Origin of the sequence: Kribbella sp. VKM Ac-2566 (genome assembly GCF_004366005.1) — a bacterium.
GTDB classification, from domain to species: Bacteria; Actinomycetota; Actinomycetes; order Propionibacteriales; family Kribbellaceae; genus Kribbella; species Kribbella pratensis.
Genome location: NZ_SODT01000008.1, coordinates 573,449 through 591,540, shown reverse-complemented (window position 1 = coordinate 591,540; position 18,092 = coordinate 573,449). Strand labels below are relative to the sequence as shown.

The window sequence follows — 18,092 nt, the reverse complement described above, 5'->3', positions numbered from 1 at the left end:
GACGCGCTTCGCCGGCTGCGAGCAGCTAGGTCCTAGGCGGACTTCCGGTGTTCGGGCAGGAGGGTGTTGTCGCGCTCGGACTCCGTGGTGCCGCCCCAGACGCCGTACGGCTCGCCGACGGCGAGGGCGTGCTGGCGGCACTCGGGCTGGACCGGGCAGGTGCCGCAGAGCGACTTGGCCACCATCTCGCGGGCGCGTTTGCGAACGCCACGCTCCGATTCGGGTGAGAAGAAGAGTTCCGGGTTGACGTCCCGGCATGCGGCTTGCGACTGCCAGTCCCACAGATCCATGAGCGGGCGGGGCAGACGAGGCATCCCTCTCGACATGGCAACCTCCTATGACTCACCGTGAGCGCGGACGGGCGCTCGGTGAAAACTATGCTCATCTCAGAGCGAGTTCAACCCTTGTTGTCTCGAAGTTCGAGCCATTCGTTATCGCCGCGTGCCGTAGCGGCCCGTGATCGGCGCTTTTCAGGCGGCGGGCGTGTTCACGTCACCACCTGATGTGACATGAGTCACTTCAACGGTGCAAGTTCGTCTGCACGTGCAGATGCCTCAGGCACCGATCTCGGGCTCGAATCGGTAGTACTCGTGGGCCCCGTGGGGTGTGTGCCGTTCGCCGGTCAGTGCCCGGATCACCGTCGCGTGCGTGATCGCCAGCACCGGTCCGTCGGTGCTGGCGGTGTGCCGGGCGAGGGCGGCGCGGGCGCGTTCGCGGACCCGGGAGAGTGGCTCCCAGGGTCGCTGGATGCCGTCCGGCCATTCCCCGTCGTACGCCTCGAACTCGGCCTGTGCCGCGCGGACGTCGGCGGCGCTGCGCCACAGGCCGGTGTGGTCCGGCAACCAGTCGCGGAGGTCGTAGTCGACCTTGACGCCGAGCGCGAGCCGGTGACCGATGATCGCGGCGCTGTGCAGGGCCCGGGTGAACGGGGAGCTGACCAGGTACGTCGCGCGGATGCCGCCGAGCAGATCGGCGAGCTCCTCGGCCTGTTTCATCCCGAGCGCGGTGAGTGGGGCGGAGTCGGCGGCCATTCCCGGCCAGCCGCGGGAATCGATCGGCTCGTAGTCCGGCTCACCGTGCCGGACGAGGTAGATCTGCGTCACGGGCATGGGCGTTGCCTGAAGTGGAGCTGCGTCACGGGCATGTTCTACCTGAGATGTCTGGCCCCGGCCCATCCACGGGGGTGGCCGGGCGGCGGCGAGTCGGTCAGGGACGCCGGCGGCCGCACCTGGTGCAGCTCGTCGAACAGGTTGTCGAGGCCGGCCCGGGGCGCCATCGGCGAGGTCTGCGCCTCGATCCAGCGGATCTCGGTCGCGCCCTGGTGGCCGTGCACGGCCAGGATTGCGTCGACGTTCGGCCAGACGGCCGTCGCGGGGTTGTCACCGCGCCAGCGCAGGGCCACCGAGCCGTCGGTGAACTCACACCCTTCCGCCACCACGCCGGTCCCGGACACGCCACTGGGATCTCGGTACCGAACCAACTCGAAGGTTCGCGGCCTCACCACCTGCTGCACTCCCCGATGTCTCGATCCGGTCTTGCAGCGATCAACGAAGCCACCTATGAGGTGGTTACTGGCGAGCAACCGTCCGCCGCATGAAAACGCGCTCCGCGGGGTCGAGCCCGAACGCCGTTTCAGCGGCCAGGATCTCGATCAGCCCGGGTGTGAGTTCCGCGGCCGGCAGCTCCGTGAACCCGAGCCGCGCGTAGTACGGCGCATTCCACGGCACGCTCCGGAACGTGCTCAGCGTGAGCACCGAAAACCCTTGCTCGGCGGCCCACAAAGCGACGTACTCGATCAGCTGCCGGCCGATCCCGTGTCCCTGCTGATCCGGGTGCACGCTCACCTGCTCGATGTGTACGCCGCCGTCGACGAGCTTCACGAACACGAAGCCCGTCGGCTTGTCCGCGTCGTCGACCGACACCCACAGCTGCCCGGCCTCCCAGGACTGCTCGAAGATCTCCAAGGCGGGCGGCGGATGCTCCGCGACGTCTGTCATGCCGATATTGCGAAAGAGCACGCCGGCAGCAACCTCGAGCTCCTGGAGTGCGAGGAGCTCGTCTCGATGAGCGGTACGGATGTTCATGGGTGCTATTGTCGTTCTCGTGAAGCGTAGCTATTGGCGATTTTTTGAGTGGCCGGCCCTGGTGCCGGGCGACTCAGCCGATTGCTGACGCCCACCCGCAGACACCAGAGCCGGCACGAAGGCAAGGACCACCGTCCTTGCCTTTTCTCGTTCCCAGCCGGCTGACTGCGTCGCACGCATGCGGACCGGCGGAAAGGTCCCCAGAATGAACACCCTCCCGAAACCGAGCGAACAGCAGTCTCGAGTCGTCGACCGACGTATCGAGAAGACCGTCCCGCTGGTCACCCCGCTCGCCCTGCACGACGAGTTCCCGTTGAGCGACGACATCGCCCGGACCGTGGCCGACGGACGGCAGGCAGTGGCCGACGTACTGAACGGCGTCGACGACCGTCTGCTGGTCGTCGTCGGCCCGTGCTCGGTCCATGACGCCGACGCGGCGCTCGAGTATGCCGAACGCCTCCGCCCGGTCGCCGAGCGGCTGTCCGACGGCCTCCTCGTCGTGATGCGGGTGTACTTCGAGAAGCCGCGCTCGACCCTCGGCTGGAAGGGCCTGATCAACGACCCGGGCCTGGACGGCTCCGGTGACGTGAACCGCGGCTTGCGGATCGCCCGGCGACTGCTCGTGCGGGTCAGCGAGCTCGGGCTCCCGGTCGGCTGCGAGTTCCTCGACCCGATCACCCCGCAGTACATCGCGGACACCGTCGGCTGGGGTGCGATCGGTGCCCGGACCGTGGAGAGCCAGGTCCACCGGCAGTTGTCGTCCGGTCTGTCGATGCCGATCGGGATGAAGAACCGTCCGGACGGATCGATCGCCACCGCGGTCGACGCGATCAAGGCAGCCGCCGTACCGCATGTCTTCACCGGTATCGACCACGACGGTGCGCCAGCGATCCTGCACACCCGCGGAAACCCGGACTGCCACCTGGTACTTCGTGGCTCGGACAGCGGCCCGAACTACGACGCGGAGTCCGTCGCGGGCGCGCAGGAGCTGCTGCGCAAGGCGGGTCTGGCCGAGCGGGTCGTCATCGACGCCAGCCACGGCAACAGCCGCAAGGACCACCGCCGGCAGCCGGTGGTGGCCGAGGAGATCGGTGCGCAGGTCGCGGCCGGCAACCAGGCGATCGTCGGCGTGATGCTGGAGTCGTTCCTGCAGGAGGGTCGCCAGGACCTCGACCCGACCCGGGAGCTGGTCTACGGCCAGTCGATCACCGACGCCTGCATGAGCTGGGACACAACTGAGCAGACCCTCCAGAAGCTGCGCGACGCAGCAATCGCCCGACGCGGATAGCTGTTCATCTGAAGGTCTCGCCTTGGCTACAGGATGACCCTAGGGTCCCGACCATGACTGTGTTCATGCCACGCCTCCGGCGCGGCGGGTCCTGGGGCTGTTGCTCCCGGTCTTCCCTCGTCGCTCCGGTCGCTTCGCTCCCTCCACTCCTCAGTCCAGACCGGGAGGCCCCATGACCGGGATCTCCCGGCGTCTGGTGCTCGGTTCGGTGGCGGGTGGGGCAGCGGTGTCGCTGCTCCCACCGTCACTGCACACCGCGATGGCGCAACCTGTGAGGCGTGGCGGTCTGCGCGCGATCGAGCACGTGATCGTGCTGATGCAGGAGAACCGCTCGTTCGACCACTACTACGGAGCGCTGCGCGGAATCCGCGGGTACGGCGACCGGCAGCCGCTGCGGCTGCGCAACGGTAAGAGCATCTTCCACCAGCCGAAGACGGGTGGCGGCGAGGTGCTCCCGTTCTCGCTCCGGAAGGCCGCCGCCGACGCGGGCCGCAACCCTGACGACATCCAGTACCTCGGCGCCCTGGCCCACGGGTTCGGCGACGCCACGCAGGCCTGGGCGGGCGGCTGGAACGACGACTGGGTGCAGGCCAAGACGGCCGCCACCATGACCCATTACGACCGCCGCGACATCCCGCTGCAGTACGAGCTCGCCGAGACGTTCACGATCTGCGACGCGTACCACTGCTCGGTCAACGGTTCGACCAACCCGAACCGCAACTACTTGTGGTCCGGCACCGTCGGCTACGAGCCCGGTACGACGCAGCGCGCGGTGACGAACGCGGCGTACGACTACGACCACAAGGGCTACGACTGGACGACGTACCCGGAACGGCTGGAGCAGGCCGGTGTCTCCTGGCAGATCTACCAGGAGTGGGACAACTTCACGGACAACGCGGTCGAGTACTTCAAGACGTTCAAGGAGATCGGGCACCGGATCCTCGAGAACGTGCCGGGCGGCTACCGGACGACCGAGGAGTTCTACGACAAGCTGTTCGCGAAGACGGAGGCCGAGCGGACCGTCGCGCTGCAGCAGCTGGACGCGGCGGTCGGGAAGCTCCCGGTCGACGAGCAGGACCTGTTCCGCAAGGCGATGTACCGGTCCGAGCCGGAGTCGCTGGTGCCGCGGCTGCGCGCCGACATCAAGGCCGGCACGCTGCCGAAGGTGAGCTGGCTCGTCCCGTCCGCGGTCGACTCCGAGCACCCCGGTTCGTCGACGCCGGTCGGCAGCGCGAACCTGATCTACGACGTGCTCGACGCGATCGCGTCCGACCCGGAGACCTGGTCGAAGACTGTGCTGCTGATCAACTTTGACGAGAACGACGGCTACTTCGACCACGTGCCGCCGCCGGTCGCGCCGCAGCCTCCGTCGGGCGAGGGCGACGACTGGTATGCCGGGAAGCCGATCGGGCTCGGCCCGCGCGTCCCGATGACCGTGGTGTCACCGTGGACGGTCGGCGGTCACGTGAACTCGCAGGTCTTCGACCACACCTCGGTACTGCGGTTCCTCGAGCTCTGGACCGGTGTCCGCGAGCCGAACATCAGCTCCTGGCGGCGGACGGTCTGCGGTGACCTGACCTCGACGTTCGACTTCGACCGCAGCTACCGGCAGCCGTCCGTCGACCGGCCCGGCCCGGTCCCGGCGCCCATCAATCGCTGGCACCCGGCCCCGCCCACCGACCAGGCTGTCCCGCCGCAGGAGCCCGGTCGACGTCCCGCGCGCGCACTCCCTTACGGGCCTGCGGTTTCGGCGTCAGTGGCCGACGGCAAGATAATGCTTGCCCTCAGCAACCACGGCTCGCAGTCGGCGCATTTCGCGGTCTATCCGTACGGCGGTGAACTCCCGGCGCCGGCGCACTTCGACGTCCACCACACGCACGCGGACAAGACTCCGGGGGACACTCCGACCGTGGTCGCGATCCCTGTCGACGGTCCGTTCGAACTCGCGGTCCAGGGCCCGAACCGGTTCTGGGCGGAGATCGCCGGTTCGTCTGCCGGTCCTGCGGCGGGCCTCGACGTACGCATCGAGAACCGCGCCGGTGCCCTGCAGTTGCACCTGGTCAACGCCTCGAGGAAACCGCTGACCGTGAAGCTGAAGGCTCGTGGTTACGGCAGCAAGACCACGACGATCGAGCTCCGCGGCAAGCAGTCCCACCCGATGTTCTGGCCGGCCGACAGCGGCTGGTACGACGTCGAGGTCACGACCCCCGACGACCCGACGTACCGCCGTCGCCTGTCCGGCCACCTGGAAACCGGCAAACCGAGCATCACCGGCTAAGGCGATCCGGTCGGTGACAGCCGGAGGACGGCATCGGCGTGGTGCCGGGTGGTACCGACGAGGCGTGCGTTCGCCTCGTCGCTGCCGGTGGTCCGCGCCAGCGCCTCCTCCGGATCGCGGCCGTGCCGGACATGCCGGGCGGCGAGTCGTTCCCGGCGGACGGCCGGATCCAGCTCGACGAACCAGCATTCGTCCAGCAGCGGGCGAATCATTGCCCATGGCCCCTGATCGAGCAGCAGGTAGTTTCCTTCGGTCACGACCAGCCGGACGTCGTCCGCGATCGGAAGCGCGGCGGCGATCGGCTCCTCGAGGTCCCGGTCGAACCGCGGCGCCCAAACGGTCCGCCCGGAGGGTGCCCGCAGCCGGTCGAGAAGTGCGACGTACCCGTCGACGTCAAAGGTCTGCGGTGCTCCCTTGACCGGGACCAGGCCCAGCGCGTCCACCGCGGCGTGGGCCAGGTGGAATCCGTCCATCGGTACGAGTGCCACCGGATGACCTTCGGCCCGGAGGCCGCCGACCAGCTGTTCGGCGTACGTCGACTTGCCGGCGCCGGGGGGTCCCGCGAGACCGAGCAACGTCCGTCGTTCGCGCCGGACCAGCTCGACGGCCCGGGAGTGGGCGGCCGACTCATCCAGCTGTGGGATGCACGGTGTTCTCACGCGGGTGTGCTCCGATCCGGGCGGCTGTCGGCTGTCCGGCAGCCGCAGCTCTCGCGGTGCTCGATCTCGGCCGGCAGCCGTTCGATCCGCCGCGGCGCGAACGGGTCGGCCAGCCGGCGCAGCAGGAGCTGCACCGCTCGGGCTCCCATCGCGTGGAACGGCTGCGCCGCGGCGGTGAGTGCCGGGGACATCGCACTCGCCCACTCGAAATCGTCGAACGTCACCAGTGCCATGTCCTCCGGGATCCGGTGCCGGGTCTCCTTCAGCGCCAGCAACGCACCGATCGTCATCGCATTGTTCCCGCAGAACATCGCCGTTGGCGGGTCCGGCAGGTGCAGCAGCGAGATGACCCCGGCGCGCCCGCCGGCCACCGTCGAATGTGCGTCGACGATCAGGTCGTCGTCGACCGGGATCCCGGCGACGTCGTGCGCGCGCCGGTAGCCCTGCCGTCGCTCGTCCGTGGTGGACAGACCCGCGAGGCCGGCCAGCATCCCGATGCGGCGATGGCCGATCTCGATCAGATGCTCGACCAGAGCCGCGGCCACCGACTCGTTCTCGGTGCCGACCTGGTCGGTACGGACGTCACTCATCCGGTCGACCAGCACGAACGGCGTCTCGTGCTTGCGCAAGACCGGCAGGGTCGTTTCCTTCCAGCCCGGTGTCGGCGCGATGATCACCGCCTCGACGTTGTGGGCGAGCAGCGTGGCGACCGCGCTCGCCTCCAGCTGGGCGTCGTCGTGGGTGTCGCAGAGCAGCAGCGCGAAACCGGCCCGGCTCGCCTCCGACTCCACACCGGCGATGAGATCGCCGAAGTACGGGTTCGAGGCGCCGGTGATCGCCAGCCCGAGCGCACGTCCGGAGCGCTTCGACACGATCGGCGCCGGTGGGGCGTAGTCGAGGGCGTCGAGGGCGTGCCGGACCCGCTCGCGGGTGTCCGGAGCGACGTACCGCGTGCCGTTCAGGACATGGGAGACGGTGCTGATCGACACCTCGGCCAGCTTGGCCACGTCGACCAGCCGTGCACCTCGACGCGGGCCGGCCATGCGGGCATCGTCTCCGGGCGGAAACTTCCGCGCAATCTTTTGCGCAAATCGTTCCGTGCTCATCTGAGCAGTCCTAGGTTGTGCAGCACCGCAGGCCACCCGGCCGCGGGAGCGGGACGATCAGCACAGCAGGAGGCTCCGATGAAGTCCACCGGAATCCGGCGGTCGACCGCCGCCTTGTCCGCACTCGCGTGCGTCGGCGCACTGGTGCTCAGCGCCTGTACGACGACGAAGAAGTCAGGGCCCGGATCCGATGCGGGCGACAGTTCGGGGCCGGTCAAGGTCGGACTCGTCACCAAGACCGAGACCAACCCGTACTTCGTCAAACTGCGGGAGTCCGCCAAGGCCGCCGCCGAGGCGAAGGGCGGCAGCCTGATCGCACTGGCCGGCAAGTTCGACGGTGACAACGAGGGCCAGGTCACCGCGATCGAGAACCTCGTCCAGCAAGGTGTCAAAGGCATCCTGATCACCCCGAGCAACTCGGCCGGGGTACTGGGCGCGATCAAGCAGGCGCAGGACAAGGGCGTCGTGGTGATCGCGCTGGACACTCAGACCGAGCCCGCAGATGCCGTCGCGGCGACGTACGCGACCAACAACGAGAACGCCGGCAAGCTGATCGGGCAGTACGTCAAGGCGCGGCTCGGCGACACCAAACCGCAGCTGGTGATGATGGACCTCGACCCGAGCGCCAGCGTCGGCAAGCAGCGGCACAACGGCTTCCTCGAAGGTATGGGGCTGCCGCTGAACACCCCCGACATCATCGGCAGCGCGCTCACCCAGGGCGACCAGACCAAGGCACAGCAGGCGATGGAGAACCTGCTCCAGCGGGTCGGCGGCCAGGTGAACGCGGTCTACAACATCAACGAGCCGGCCGCCCGCGGTGCGTACCAGGCGCTGAAGGAGAAGGGCCTGACCGACAAGGTGCTCGTCGGCGCCATCGACGGCGGTTGCCAGGGTGTCCAGAACGTGAAGGACGGCCTGTTCGTCGGCACCGTGATGCAGTTCCCGAAGAAGATGGCCGAAGACGGCGTGAACGCGATCTTCGACTACGCCCAGTCCGGCAAGAAGCCGTCCGGCTTCATCGACACCGGCGCGACCCTGATCACCGACAAGCCCGTCCCGGGGCTGGAGTCCAAGGACACCGCCTGGGGCGCGCAGAACTGCTGGGGCTGATGTCGATGTCCACCACGAAGTCCGGGACAACTGCCACCGTCGATACCGGCCGCCGGAGCGACTCGGTGCGCGCGCTGTTCGCCCGCAACCCGGTGCTCGGTCCGACCGCCGCGCTGCTCGTCGCGATCGTCTTCTTCTCGTTCGCCACGAGCACCTTCGCGAACGTCGACAACTTCTCCTTCATCGTCCAGCAGTCGATCGTCGTCGGCACCTTGGCACTCGGCCAGACCCTGGTGATCCTGACCAGCGGTATCGACCTGGCGAATGCCTCGATCGCCGTTTTCGGCACGTTGCTGATGACCCGGCTCGCCACCGGGCACCTGCCCGGCCCGGTGGCGATGATCGTGGCGATCGTCGCCTGCGCCGCGGTGGCGACGCTGTCCGGCCTCCTGGTGAGCCGGATCAAGCTGCCGCCGTTCATCGTCACCCTCGGCATGCTCGCGGTGATGACCGCGGTGACGAACCTCTACAGCAAAGGCACCACGTGGCCGGTGCCGGACGGTCTGCTGACCTGGCTCGGTACGTCGCTCTACTTGTTCGGCCGGGTCCAGTTCACGATGGGCATGGTGCTCGCCGCCGTGCTGTTCGCGGTGACCTGGTTCGTGCTGGCCAAGACAGGCTGGGGCCGGCATGTCTATGCCGTCGGCAACGAACCGGAAGCCGCCCGGCTGACCGGCATCCACATCGACCGCACCCTGGTGAGTGTGTACTTGGTCGCCGGTGTCATCTACGGTTTCGCGGCCTGGATGGCGCTCGGCCGCACCCCGACCGCCGACCCGAACGCCTACCAGACCGGCAACCTGGACAGCATCACCGCTGTCGTCATCGGCGGCACCAGCCTGTTCGGCGGCCGCGGCGGTGTTCTCGGCACGATCGTCGGCGCGCTGATCGTCGCGGTACTGCGCAGCGGTCTGACCCAGATGGGCATCGACTCGAACTACCAGAACCTCGCGACCGGCGTCCTGGTGATCGGGGCGGTCGCGTTCGACCAGGCGACCCGGAGGAGGAGCGCATGAGCGCCACAACAGTTGAGCGTACGGCGATGCTGACCGGTCGTGGACTGGTCAAGCGGTACGGACACGTCACCGCGATCAACGGCGCCGACTTCGATCTGTACCCGGGGGAAGTGCTGGCGATCGTCGGTGACAACGGCGCCGGCAAGTCCAGCCTGATCAAGGCACTCACCGGTGCGCTGCAGCCGGACGCCGGAACCATCGAACTCGACGGCCGGCCGGTGCACTTCCACTCGCCCCTGGACGCGCGCCGAAGCGGTATCGAAACGGTGTACCAGACGCTGGCGGTGGCGCCCGCTCTGGACATCACGACCAATCTGTTCCTCGGCCGGGAGATCCGCAGGGACGGCCTGCTCGGCAAGCTCCGGATACTCGACCGCAAGGCGATGCGCACCGAGGCCCGCAACCAGCTGGATGCCCTGGGCATCGCGACGATCCAGGACATCACCCAGCCGGTGGAGAGCCTGTCCGGCGGTCAGCGGCAGGCGGTCGCGGTGGCCCGGGCGGCGATGTTCGGCAGCAAGGTCGTGATCATGGACGAGCCGACCGCCGCCCTCGGTGTCCGCGAGACCGCTCACGTCCTCGAGCTGATCAAGCGGATCAGCAATCGTGGCCTGCCGGTCGTGCTGATCTCGCACGACATGCCGGCGGTCTTCGAGGTGTCCGACCGGATCCACGTCCACCGGCTCGGTCGGCGGACCGGGGTGGTCGATCCGAAGAAGGTCTCGATGAGCGACGTGGTGTCGTTCATCACCGGCGCCGAGGAGATCCCGGACGAGGCGATCGCCTGGTGATCAGCGAGCGATGGCCGCTGTAGTCGCCTTGGTCACGGTGATCAGGTCGGCGGGGGACAGGCCGATGTCGAGGCCGCGCCGGCCGCCCGACACGTAGACCGTCGGGTGGTCGGTGGCGGTGCTGTCGACGACTGTGGGCAGGGCGCGTTTCTGGCCGATCGGGCTGATGCCGCCCACGACGTACCCGGTGGTGCGCTCGGCGGCGGCCGGGTCGGCCATCACCGCCTTCTTCCCGCCGGCCGCGGCCGCGATCGCCTTCAGGTCGAGCTGCTTGTCGACCGGTACGACGCCGACCGTGAGCTTCCCGTCGACCTCGACGAGCAGCGTCTTGAACACCTGCTCCGGCGCCAGTCCCAGCACCTCGGCGGCCTCCAGCCCGAACGACTTCGCCGCCGGGTCGTGCTCGTAGGCATGCGTCGTGAACTCGACCTTCGCCTTCGTCAGCGCAACGGTCGCCGGCGTCCCTTGACTCTGCTTCTTCGCCACAGGGCGAGCTTAGTGAGAACGGTTGACGAGCCGGACGCAGCAGTGGCCTGGGGCAGGGGCGAGCTCAGCGTTGAACGCTGATTCGAGGCTGGTGAGGAGGCCGGCGACCAGGTGCAGGTTCATGCTGCAGACCAGTTGCGGGTGGTCCTTGGCGAGTCGCCGGAACGGGCAGTTGGCCAGCGCGATCCCGTCGTCCTCCGGCCGCGGCTCGAACCCGTGTGCCTCGAGCACCTGCACCAACACGTCCCCCTCGCCGCGCTCCCGAGCAGCTTGGCCCAGGGCCTCGCCGTACTCGTGGGCTCTTCGGTTGACTGCCTCGCGGGGGGTGAGGTCGGTGATTTCGGCGTCCTGGATGGCGGTGGCGAGGAGGTGGCCGGCGACGGCGTACTGGCGTTCGGGGAGGCTGATCTCGATCTCACGGTCGGAGCGGTGGTACAGCTTCGCGGGCCGTCCCGCGCCCGGGCCGGTGCGGCCGGTGCGGCGCTCGTAGCACGTGGCGAGCAGACCCTCTTCGGTCAGCTTGTCGAGATGGAACGCGACCGTGGTCCGCGGGAGCCCGAGCGCACTGGCGGCGTCGTCCCGGCTCACAGGCTCGGGCCGGCCGACGACGTACTCGTACAGCCGACGCCGGGTCGGCTCCTCGAGTACGGAGACCGCCTGAACGGCGGCGTCCCAGGACGTGTCCACGGAATGATTCTATCGACAACATCGGTTGGTAAAACAGTATGATGTCAGTTCGTTGATACCTCAGGGAGTGTGTAGATGGCGATCTCGGCCGACCTCGAGTCCGTCCCCCTCCATATCGTCGCGCGCCGGGAGGAGATCGACCTGCCCGCCGCGCAGCGAGCGGTCGCGGACCTGCTGACCGCGCTCGGGCGGGACCCGCAGAGCGCGCACCTGGCAGACACCCCGCGCCGGGTCGCGAACGCGTACGCCGAGATGCTGACGCCGCGGGAGTTCGAGCTGACCACCTTCCCGAACGACGAGGGGTACGACGAGCTCGTCCTGGCCAAGGACATCCCGGTGCAGTCGCTGTGCGAGCACCACCTGCTGCCGTTCCAGGGTGTCGCCCACGTCGGGTACCTGCCTGGCGACCGGATCCTCGGGCTCTCGAAGCTGGCCCGGGTGGTGGAGCTGTTCGCGCGCGACTTCCAGGTGCAGGAGCGGCTCACCAAGCAGGTCGCCGACTGGCTCAAGGACCACCTCGACCCGAAGGGCGTCGGCGTGGTGATCGAGGCCGAGCACCAGTGCATGTCGTTGCGCGGCGTACGCGCGGCAGGCTCGCGGACGGTCACGTCCTCGCTGCACGGGGTCCTTCGCGACAGCCCCAGTTCGCGGCAGGAGTTCTTCGCGCTGACCGGCCTCACCCCGTAAGGGCAGCCAGGCGAAGCTTTGAGTAGGTCGACTTGGTCAGGCCGACGCGGCGGCCGACGGGTGGTGGTGGGTGCGGCGACCGGTGGCCAGGATGTGCGTGAGCTCGCCGGGCAGGAGGTCGGTGCCCGGGACCGGTTCCATCTCGGAGACGTCCAGCCAGCGCACGACGGTGGCGCCGCAGTGGCCGTGAACGGCGAGGATGGAGTCCAGGTCCGGCCAGACGGCCGTCGACGGGTTCGCGCCGTGCCAGCGCAGGGCGACCGAGCCGTCGGTGAACACACAGCCTTCGGCGACGACGCCGGTTCCGGAAACCCCACTGATGTCGGTGTAGCGAACGAGTTCGAACGTCTGGGGTTTCACCGGTGACACCCCGTGTGGAGTGAGAGAGCTGCCATGATCCTTTCCCCGTAGCGGCGTGGTTGGGCTCTCGCCACAAACCGGGGACATTTACCGACTGTCAGCGGGGAAGGACGGTCTGTAGCGACTCATCTTCTCAAAACAAGCTAGAACCAAACCCCCGAACACGCCAGACCTGAATCCGCGTGTCTCAATCCTCGACCCGTGATCGAATACCACGGTGTTCCTGACGATTGGCACCGATCTGGCCGGAGTGGACGCGCCCGCAAGCGATTTCGGGTTCCTGTTGCACAAGAACCCGGCCCGTCCGCAGGCGATCGACGTCACCGGGGGATCGGCCCATGTCTTCTACCCGGAGGCGACCGGCGAGCGCTGTACGGCGGCGGTGCTGCTCGACATCGACCCGATCGGCCTGGTGAAGGCCGGCCGCGGCAAGGCGGCCGAAGGCTTCACCCTCGGGCAGTACGTCAACGACCGCCCGTACGCCGCCGCCAGCCTGCTCGCCGTCGCGCTCGGAAAACTCTTCCGTACGGCGATGAACGGCCGCTGCGACGCCCGCCCGGATCTCGCCGCGCGCCCGATCCCGCTCGAGATCCACGTCCCGACGCTCCCGTGCAACGGCGGCGCCGACCTCGCCGAGCGGTTCTTCGCGCCCCTCGGCTGGACCGTCGACGCCCGTCCGGTGCCGCTCGATCCGCAGATCCCGGCGTGGGGTGATTCGCGGTACGTCGACCTGCGGCTGACCGGCGTACTGCGGCTGGCCGACGCACTCAAGCACTTGTACGTGATGCTCCCGGTCCTCGATGACGCCAAGCACTACTGGGTCGGGTCGGACGAGGTGGACAAACTCGTCCGCGCCGGCGAGGGCTGGCTGGCCGCGCATCCCGAGAAGGATCTGATCTCGCGCCGCTACCTCGCGCACCGGCGCTACCTGGCGGACGCTGTCCTCGAACGGCTGGCTGAGGTGGACGGGGTCGAACTGCCGGAGGAGAGCGCAGAGGACGGTCCAGGCGAGGGCTCGGTGTCGTTGGCCGTTGAGCGGCGTACGACGGTGGCCGGCGTACTGCGGGAGCTCGGTGCTCGCCGGATCGCGGACATCGGCTGTGGTGAGGGTGCGCTCGTCGGCGAGCTGCTGAAGGACCCGATGATCGGCGAGCTGATCGCGACCGACGTGTCGGCGCGGGCGCTGATCGCGGCCAAGCGGCGGTTGCACTACGACGACCTGCCGGATCGCCAGCGGGACCGGCTGAAGTTCCTGCAGTCGTCGGTCACGTACGCCGACGAACGGCTGGCCGGGCTCGACGCCGTCGTACTGATGGAGGTCGTCGAGCACGTCGACCCGCCACGACTGCCGGCCTTGGCGGACTCGGTCTTCCGCGCGGCACGCCCTGCCGCGGTGGTCGTCACCACCCCGAACAGCGAGTACAACGTGCGCTTCCCGTCCCTCCCGGCCGGCAATTTCCGCCATCCCGACCACCGCTTCGAGTGGACCCGCGCGGAGTTCCGGACCTGGTCCCAGCAGGTCGCGGACCGCTTCGGCTACACCGTGCAGTTCCGGCCTGTCGGCGCCGAGGACCCCGAGGTCGGGCCGCCGACCCAGCTCGCACTGTTCCACCGGGAGGAGGTCCGATGACGATCGACGTACCAGCTCTGTGTCTGATCGTGCTGGTCGGTGCCAGCGGCTCCGGCAAGTCGACGTTCGCGCGCAAGCACTTCCTGGCCACCGAGGTGATCTCGAGCGACTTCTGCCGCGGACTCGTCTCGGACGACGAGAACGACCAGGCCGCGACGAAGGACGCCTTCGAGGTGCTCAACTTCATCGCCGGGAAGCGACTGGCCGCCGGGCGGTTGACGGTCATCGACGCCACCAACGTGCAGCCGGAGGCCCGCAAGGAGCTCGTGAACCTGGCCCGCGAGTACGACGTACTTCCGGTCGCGATCGTGCTCGACCCGCCGGAGCGCGTGTGTGTCGAGCGGAACGAGCAGCGGTCCGACCGGCAGTTCGGGTCCAAGGTGATCGCCCGGCAACGCTCGCAGCTGAAGCGGGGCCTGCGCAGCCTCAAGCGTGAAGGCTTCCGGACGGTTCACGTGCTGGACAGCGTCGAGGAGATCGATGCCGTCAGCATCGAACGGACGCGGCTGTACAACGACCTCACCGACCAGAACGGCCCGTTCGACATCATCGGCGACGTGCACGGGTGCCGTCCCGAACTGGAGCGGCTGCTCACCGATCTCGGGTACACCCTGACCCGCGACGACGCCGGACGGCCGGTCGACGCGGTGCACCCTGACCGGCGGGCGATCTTCGTCGGTGACCTCGTCGACCGCGGTCCCGACTCTCCCGGTGTACTCCGGCTCGTGATGGGAATGGTTGCGGCCGGCAACGCTTATTGCGTCCCCGGCAATCACGAGGACAAGTTGCTGCGTGCGCTGCGGGGCAAGAACGTGAAGATCAGCCACGGCCTCGAGACCACGCTGGAGCAGCTGGCCACTGAGCCTCCGGAGTTCCGCGACGAGGTCATGGCCTTCATCGACGGACTGATCTCGCACTACGTGTTCGACGGCGGCAAGCTCGTCGTGTCGCACGCCGGCCTCGTCGAACGGATGCACGGTCGTACGTCGGGCCGCGTCCGCTCGTTCTGCCTGTACGGCGAGACGACGGGGGAGACCGACGAGTTCGGGCTGCCGGTGCGGTACCCGTGGGCGAACGACTACCGCGGTCGCGCGACGGTCGTCTACGGCCACACGCCGACGCCCGAGCCGGAGTGGATCAACAACACGATCTGCCTCGACACGGGCTGCGTCTTCGGCGGATCGCTGACCGCCCTGCGCTATCCCGAGCGGGAGCTGGTGGCGGTGAAAGCGGCCGAGGAGTACTACGCGCCGGCGAAACCGTTGCATGTGGCAACGGCACCGGCGCGCGAGCCCGACGTACTCGAGCTGACCGACGTGACCGGTCGCCGCGTGATCGAGACCGCTTCCCACGGACGGCTGAGCATCCGGGCCGAGCAGGCCGGCGCGGCGCTGGAGGTGATGAGCCGGTTCGCGATCGATCCGCGGTTCCTGCTGTACCTGCCGCCGACGATGAGCCCGGTCGCGACCTCGCCGGAGCCGGGGCTGCTGGAGCACCCGCGGCAGGCGTTCGAGACGTTCCGGGGCCAGGGCGTCACCGAGCTGGTGTGCGAGGAGAAGCACATGGGTTCGCGGGCGGTCGTGCTGCTGACGCGGGACGACGACGTGGCCGAGAAGCGGTTCGGTCTGGCCGGCCGCGGCGCGATCCACACTCGCACCGGGCGGTCGTTCTTCGACGCGGGGCTGACCGACGAGCTGCTGCTCCGGCTGCGTGCTGTCGCGTCTGCTGCTGGTGTCTTCGACGAACTCGACACCTCCTGGCTGCTCCTCGACGCCGAGCTGCTGCCGTGGAGCGCCAAGGCCGGGGACCTCCTCCGGAATCAGTACGCCGCCGTCGGAGCGGCCGCCCGTACGTCGTTGCCCGCAGCGACCGCTGCGCTCCGTGCCGCCCAGGCCACCGGCCTCGACGTCGGCGATCTGCTGGCGTCGGCCGAGCGCCGTACGGCGAATGCGGAGCGGTTCACCGCGGCGTACCGACGGTACTGCTGGCCGACCGATGGGCTCGACGGGGTGCGTATCGCGCCGTTCCAGGTGCTTGCGTCCGAAGGGGCGACGTACCAGGAACGGCCGCACGCATGGCACCTGGGCGTTGCGGACCGGATGGTTGCCGCGGGCCCGGAGTTGATCACGCAGACCCGGCGGCTGTTCGTGGACGCGGACAACTGGGACGCCGGGATCGCGTGGTGGGAGGAGCTGACCGGGGCAGGCGGAGAGGGCATGGTGGTGAAGCCGGCCGCGAACCTGACCCGCACGGCGAAGGGCCTGGCCCAGCCGGGGCTGAAGGTGCGCGGGCAGGAGTACCTGCGGCTCATCTACGGCCCCGACTACACCGAGCCCGAGAACTTCACCCGCCTCCGCGACCGCAACCTCGGCCACAAACGCTCCCTGGCGCTCCGCGAGTACGCCCTCGGCCTGGAGTCCCTGGACCGCGCCGCCCGCGGAGAACCCCTGTGGCGCATCCATGAATGCGTCTTCGCCGTACTGGCCCTCGAATCCGAACCGATCGACCCCCGCCTCTGAATCACCAGGCTGGATTCATCGGCGTCGACGCACGACCAGGACGGTGATCACACCGACCACGAGCATCGTCGCGGGCAGCGCCATGGGCACGACGAGCGGGTCGTTGTTGATCAGGAGCGCGTTGCCGAAGGCGGTCGGGGCGAGGCCGATCACGACAGGGATCACCGCGCGCCGGTCGCCACGATGCACGACGTGCAGGACCAGCGGCGTGAGCAACCATGAGCCGAGCAGGAGCAAGAAGGTGAGTTCGGCGGCGTCGAAGCTGAGCCCGGCACCGTTGTCCATCAGCCAGCCGAAACTGCCGACGGCGAGCGCCACGACGGCGACCGCCGCAGGTGACCATCGCAGACCGGTACGTAGGTCGAGTGTCCCTCGCGCGACGGCCAGAGCGAGGTAACAAGCGATCACGACAAGCTCGGCGCTCGCGGCCGCGAGGACGACCTCCCACGGCTCTGGTGCGCGTCCGACCCCGACCTCGTCCGCCGACGGCGGGCAGGCGTGGTCCTGACACGGAATCCTCTCCGGCGGAACCACGAGGTAAGCAACGTAGAGCAGCGGAATGCTGAGAAAGCTCACCGCCGCCGTCACGTGGAACAAGTTGCCGGGGCGCCTCGGCGGCGGGCGGCGGAGATCGAGTTGCTGGGCGGACACAAGGAACACGATCTCGCCGCGGAGGGCCATCGGGCGCGGTCGAGAAGGTCACTCGTTCCGCCGGCCGAGGACTTGAGCTCATTCGCGGCGGCGGACGATGACGACGACCACCGTGGACACGACGAGCATCACGCCCGGCAGCGCGCCTGCTGGGTAGTCCTGGACCAACATCGCATTGCATACCGCTGTCGGTGCCAGACCGATCACGACCAGGATCACCGCACCGCGGTCGCCGCGATGAACGCCGTACAAGACCAGCGGAGTGAGCAGCCACCCGGCGAACAGCAGCAGGAACCCGGGCGCCACGGAGTCGAGACCGTTCAGATCGCCGCCGTCCATCATCCAGCCGAAGCCTCCGACGCGAGGGCGACGACCACGACCGCGGCCGGTGACCAGCGGAGGCCGGTGCGCAGGTCGAGCGTCCGGCGGGCCGCTGCGAGTGCGAGGTAGCCGCCGATCGCCACGAGCTCCACGAGTGCCGTCACGAGGATGAGGTACGGCGGATCGAGCGCGCTCCCGACAGAGTCGACGCTCGGGGGACAGGCCTCGCCGCCCGCTGTTCGGTGGCAGGACTCGAACTCGGGCGAGGGCCACCACTCGTAGACCGCCCAGAGCACGAGCAGGGTCAGGAAGCTCACAGCGGCGGTGACGCGGAACAGGCTGCCGGCGGGCTTGGCGGGTCGACGGCGGAGATCGGTGAGTGTGGCGGTCACGGAGACACGATGCCGCTGCAGAGGGCC

At 68.7% G+C, this 18,092-nt stretch carries 20 protein-coding genes; 8 read left to right on the top strand and 12 right to left on the bottom strand.

Translation table 11 applies throughout. The features are described 5' to 3' along the window. Positions 1–32 precede the first annotated feature (32 nt). The 4 genes from EV647_RS05780 to EV647_RS05765 form a co-directional block, all read right to left on the bottom strand. On the bottom strand, positions 33–326 hold the full coding sequence (locus tag EV647_RS05780) for a WhiB family transcriptional regulator (protein ID WP_130380423.1): 294 nt from the start codon (positions 324–326) through the stop codon (positions 33–35). 228 nt (positions 327–554) lie between these two features. Further along, entirely contained in the window at positions 555–1,109 is a 555-nt protein-coding gene (locus tag EV647_RS05775) for a histidine phosphatase family protein (RefSeq protein ID WP_238175166.1), read from the bottom strand. 38 nt (positions 1,110–1,147) lie between these two features. After that, the gene (locus EV647_RS05770) at positions 1,148–1,504 is read right to left on the bottom strand and encodes a hypothetical protein (protein WP_311136371.1); all 357 of its coding nucleotides are present in this window, start codon (positions 1,502–1,504) and stop codon (positions 1,148–1,150) included. A gap of 64 nt (positions 1,505–1,568) precedes the next feature. Continuing rightward, positions 1,569–2,084 (bottom strand): GNAT family N-acetyltransferase, encoded by a 516-nt coding sequence (locus tag EV647_RS05765; RefSeq protein ID WP_133999469.1) that lies wholly within the window; start codon positions 2,082–2,084, stop codon positions 1,569–1,571. Between the two features lie 205 nt (positions 2,085–2,289). Between EV647_RS05765 and EV647_RS05760 the strand changes: the two genes are divergently transcribed. Beyond that, positions 2,290–3,372, top strand: a complete 1,083-nt coding sequence (locus tag EV647_RS05760) for a 3-deoxy-7-phosphoheptulonate synthase (protein ID WP_133999466.1) — start codon at positions 2,290–2,292, stop codon at positions 3,370–3,372. A gap of 172 nt (positions 3,373–3,544) precedes the next feature. Next, positions 3,545–5,650: a phosphocholine-specific phospholipase C gene (locus EV647_RS05755; protein WP_133999463.1), complete on the top strand. Its 2,106-nt coding sequence runs from the start codon at positions 3,545–3,547 to the stop codon at positions 5,648–5,650. Here the strand turns inward: EV647_RS05755 and EV647_RS05750 are convergent. Continuing rightward, positions 5,647–6,309 (bottom strand): nucleoside/nucleotide kinase family protein, encoded by a 663-nt coding sequence (locus EV647_RS05750; RefSeq protein ID WP_238177046.1) that lies wholly within the window; start codon positions 6,307–6,309, stop codon positions 5,647–5,649. The two genes, EV647_RS05755 and EV647_RS05750, sit on opposite strands and share 4 nt — an antisense overlap. Next, positions 6,306–7,352, bottom strand: coding sequence for a LacI family DNA-binding transcriptional regulator (locus tag EV647_RS05745; protein WP_133999459.1), 1,047 nt, complete (start codon positions 7,350–7,352; stop codon positions 6,306–6,308). The genes EV647_RS05750 and EV647_RS05745 overlap by 4 nt, the downstream gene beginning before the upstream one ends. A gap of 141 nt (positions 7,353–7,493) precedes the next feature. Here EV647_RS05745 and EV647_RS05740 point away from each other — a divergent pair, with 141 nt between their 5' ends. Genes EV647_RS05740 through EV647_RS05730 form a run of 3 tightly spaced genes read left to right on the top strand, consistent with a single transcriptional unit; the run spans position 7,494 to position 10,332 of the window. After that, positions 7,494–8,525, top strand: a complete 1,032-nt coding sequence (locus EV647_RS05740) for a substrate-binding domain-containing protein (RefSeq protein WP_133999456.1) — start codon at positions 7,494–7,496, stop codon at positions 8,523–8,525. 5 nt (positions 8,526–8,530) lie between these two features. Beyond that, the gene (locus EV647_RS05735) at positions 8,531–9,541 is read left to right on the top strand and encodes an ABC transporter permease (RefSeq protein ID WP_133999453.1); all 1,011 of its coding nucleotides are present in this window, start codon (positions 8,531–8,533) and stop codon (positions 9,539–9,541) included. Next, positions 9,538–10,332, top strand: coding sequence for an ATP-binding cassette domain-containing protein (locus EV647_RS05730; RefSeq protein WP_133999450.1), 795 nt, complete (start codon positions 9,538–9,540; stop codon positions 10,330–10,332). The genes EV647_RS05735 and EV647_RS05730 overlap by 4 nt, the downstream gene beginning before the upstream one ends. Here the strand turns inward: EV647_RS05730 and ybaK are convergent, their stop codons facing one another. Together ybaK and EV647_RS05720 are read right to left on the bottom strand one after the other, a co-directional pair. Beyond that, a complete protein-coding gene (ybaK, locus tag EV647_RS05725; RefSeq protein ID WP_133999447.1) occupies positions 10,333–10,818 on the bottom strand; it encodes a Cys-tRNA(Pro) deacylase in 486 nt (161 codons plus the stop codon). It lies immediately after the preceding gene. A 9-nt stretch (positions 10,819–10,827) separates the two neighbouring features. Then, a complete protein-coding gene (locus tag EV647_RS05720; protein ID WP_133999444.1) occupies positions 10,828–11,505 on the bottom strand; it encodes a metalloregulator ArsR/SmtB family transcription factor in 678 nt (225 codons plus the stop codon). Between the two features lie 75 nt (positions 11,506–11,580). Between EV647_RS05720 and folE the strand changes: the two genes are divergently transcribed. Continuing rightward, the gene (folE, locus tag EV647_RS05715; protein ID WP_133999441.1) at positions 11,581–12,192 is read left to right on the top strand and encodes a GTP cyclohydrolase I FolE; all 612 of its coding nucleotides are present in this window, start codon (positions 11,581–11,583) and stop codon (positions 12,190–12,192) included. 36 nt (positions 12,193–12,228) lie between these two features. On the opposite strand, the gene EV647_RS05710 is transcribed toward folE, so the two are convergent. Beyond that, the gene (locus tag EV647_RS05710; RefSeq protein ID WP_130380407.1) at positions 12,229–12,552 is read right to left on the bottom strand and encodes a hypothetical protein; all 324 of its coding nucleotides are present in this window, start codon (positions 12,550–12,552) and stop codon (positions 12,229–12,231) included. A 217-nt stretch (positions 12,553–12,769) separates the two neighbouring features. Between EV647_RS05710 and EV647_RS05705 the strand changes: the two genes are divergently transcribed. Further along, the gene (locus tag EV647_RS05705) at positions 12,770–14,182 is read left to right on the top strand and encodes a 3' terminal RNA ribose 2'-O-methyltransferase Hen1 (protein WP_133999438.1); all 1,413 of its coding nucleotides are present in this window, start codon (positions 12,770–12,772) and stop codon (positions 14,180–14,182) included. Continuing rightward, on the top strand, positions 14,179–16,701 hold the full coding sequence (locus EV647_RS05700) for a polynucleotide kinase-phosphatase (protein ID WP_133999435.1): 2,523 nt from the start codon (positions 14,179–14,181) through the stop codon (positions 16,699–16,701). Before EV647_RS05705 ends, EV647_RS05700 begins: the two co-directional genes overlap by 4 nt. Positions 16,702–16,716: 15 nt before the next feature. On the opposite strand, the gene EV647_RS05695 is transcribed toward EV647_RS05700, so the two are convergent. The 3 genes from EV647_RS05695 to EV647_RS05685 are packed head-to-tail and all read right to left on the bottom strand — an operon-like array spanning position 16,717 to position 18,065. After that, positions 16,717–17,382, bottom strand: coding sequence for a hypothetical protein (locus tag EV647_RS05695; protein WP_133999432.1), 666 nt, complete (start codon positions 17,380–17,382; stop codon positions 16,717–16,719). 48 nt (positions 17,383–17,430) lie between these two features. Continuing rightward, complete coding sequence (locus tag EV647_RS05690; RefSeq protein ID WP_133999429.1) at positions 17,431–17,694, bottom strand: hypothetical protein; 264 nt, start codon at positions 17,692–17,694, stop codon at positions 17,431–17,433. Then, positions 17,691–18,065, bottom strand: coding sequence for a hypothetical protein (locus tag EV647_RS05685; RefSeq protein ID WP_133999426.1), 375 nt, complete (start codon positions 18,063–18,065; stop codon positions 17,691–17,693). Before EV647_RS05685 ends, EV647_RS05690 begins: the two co-directional genes overlap by 4 nt. Positions 18,066–18,092 lie beyond the last annotated feature (27 nt).

Coding starts and splice junctions, on each gene's coding strand:
- EV647_RS05695 (WP_133999432.1), bottom strand. CDS start 17,382: ATGGCCCTCCGCGGCGAGATCGTGTTCCTTGTGTCCGCCCAGCAACTC.
- EV647_RS05700 (WP_133999435.1), top strand. CDS start 14,179: ATGACGATCGACGTACCAGCTCTGTGTCTGATCGTGCTGGTCGGTGCC.
- EV647_RS05740 (WP_133999456.1), top strand. CDS start 7,494: ATGAAGTCCACCGGAATCCGGCGGTCGACCGCCGCCTTGTCCGCACTC.
- EV647_RS05765 (WP_133999469.1), bottom strand. CDS start 2,084: ATGAACATCCGTACCGCTCATCGAGACGAGCTCCTCGCACTCCAGGAG.
- EV647_RS05690 (WP_133999429.1), bottom strand. CDS start 17,694: ATGATGGACGGCGGCGATCTGAACGGTCTCGACTCCGTGGCGCCCGGG.
- EV647_RS05755 (WP_133999463.1), top strand. CDS start 3,545: ATGACCGGGATCTCCCGGCGTCTGGTGCTCGGTTCGGTGGCGGGTGGG.
- EV647_RS05780 (WP_130380423.1), bottom strand. CDS start 326: ATGTCGAGAGGGATGCCTCGTCTGCCCCGCCCGCTCATGGATCTGTGG.
- EV647_RS05760 (WP_133999466.1), top strand. CDS start 2,290: ATGAACACCCTCCCGAAACCGAGCGAACAGCAGTCTCGAGTCGTCGAC.
- EV647_RS05730 (WP_133999450.1), top strand. CDS start 9,538: ATGAGCGCCACAACAGTTGAGCGTACGGCGATGCTGACCGGTCGTGGA.
- folE (WP_133999441.1), top strand. CDS start 11,581: ATGGCGATCTCGGCCGACCTCGAGTCCGTCCCCCTCCATATCGTCGCG.
- EV647_RS05745 (WP_133999459.1), bottom strand. CDS start 7,352: ATGGCCGGCCCGCGTCGAGGTGCACGGCTGGTCGACGTGGCCAAGCTG.
- EV647_RS05775 (WP_238175166.1), bottom strand. CDS start 1,109: ATGCCCGTGACGCAGATCTACCTCGTCCGGCACGGTGAGCCGGACTAC.
- EV647_RS05735 (WP_133999453.1), top strand. CDS start 8,531: ATGTCCACCACGAAGTCCGGGACAACTGCCACCGTCGATACCGGCCGC.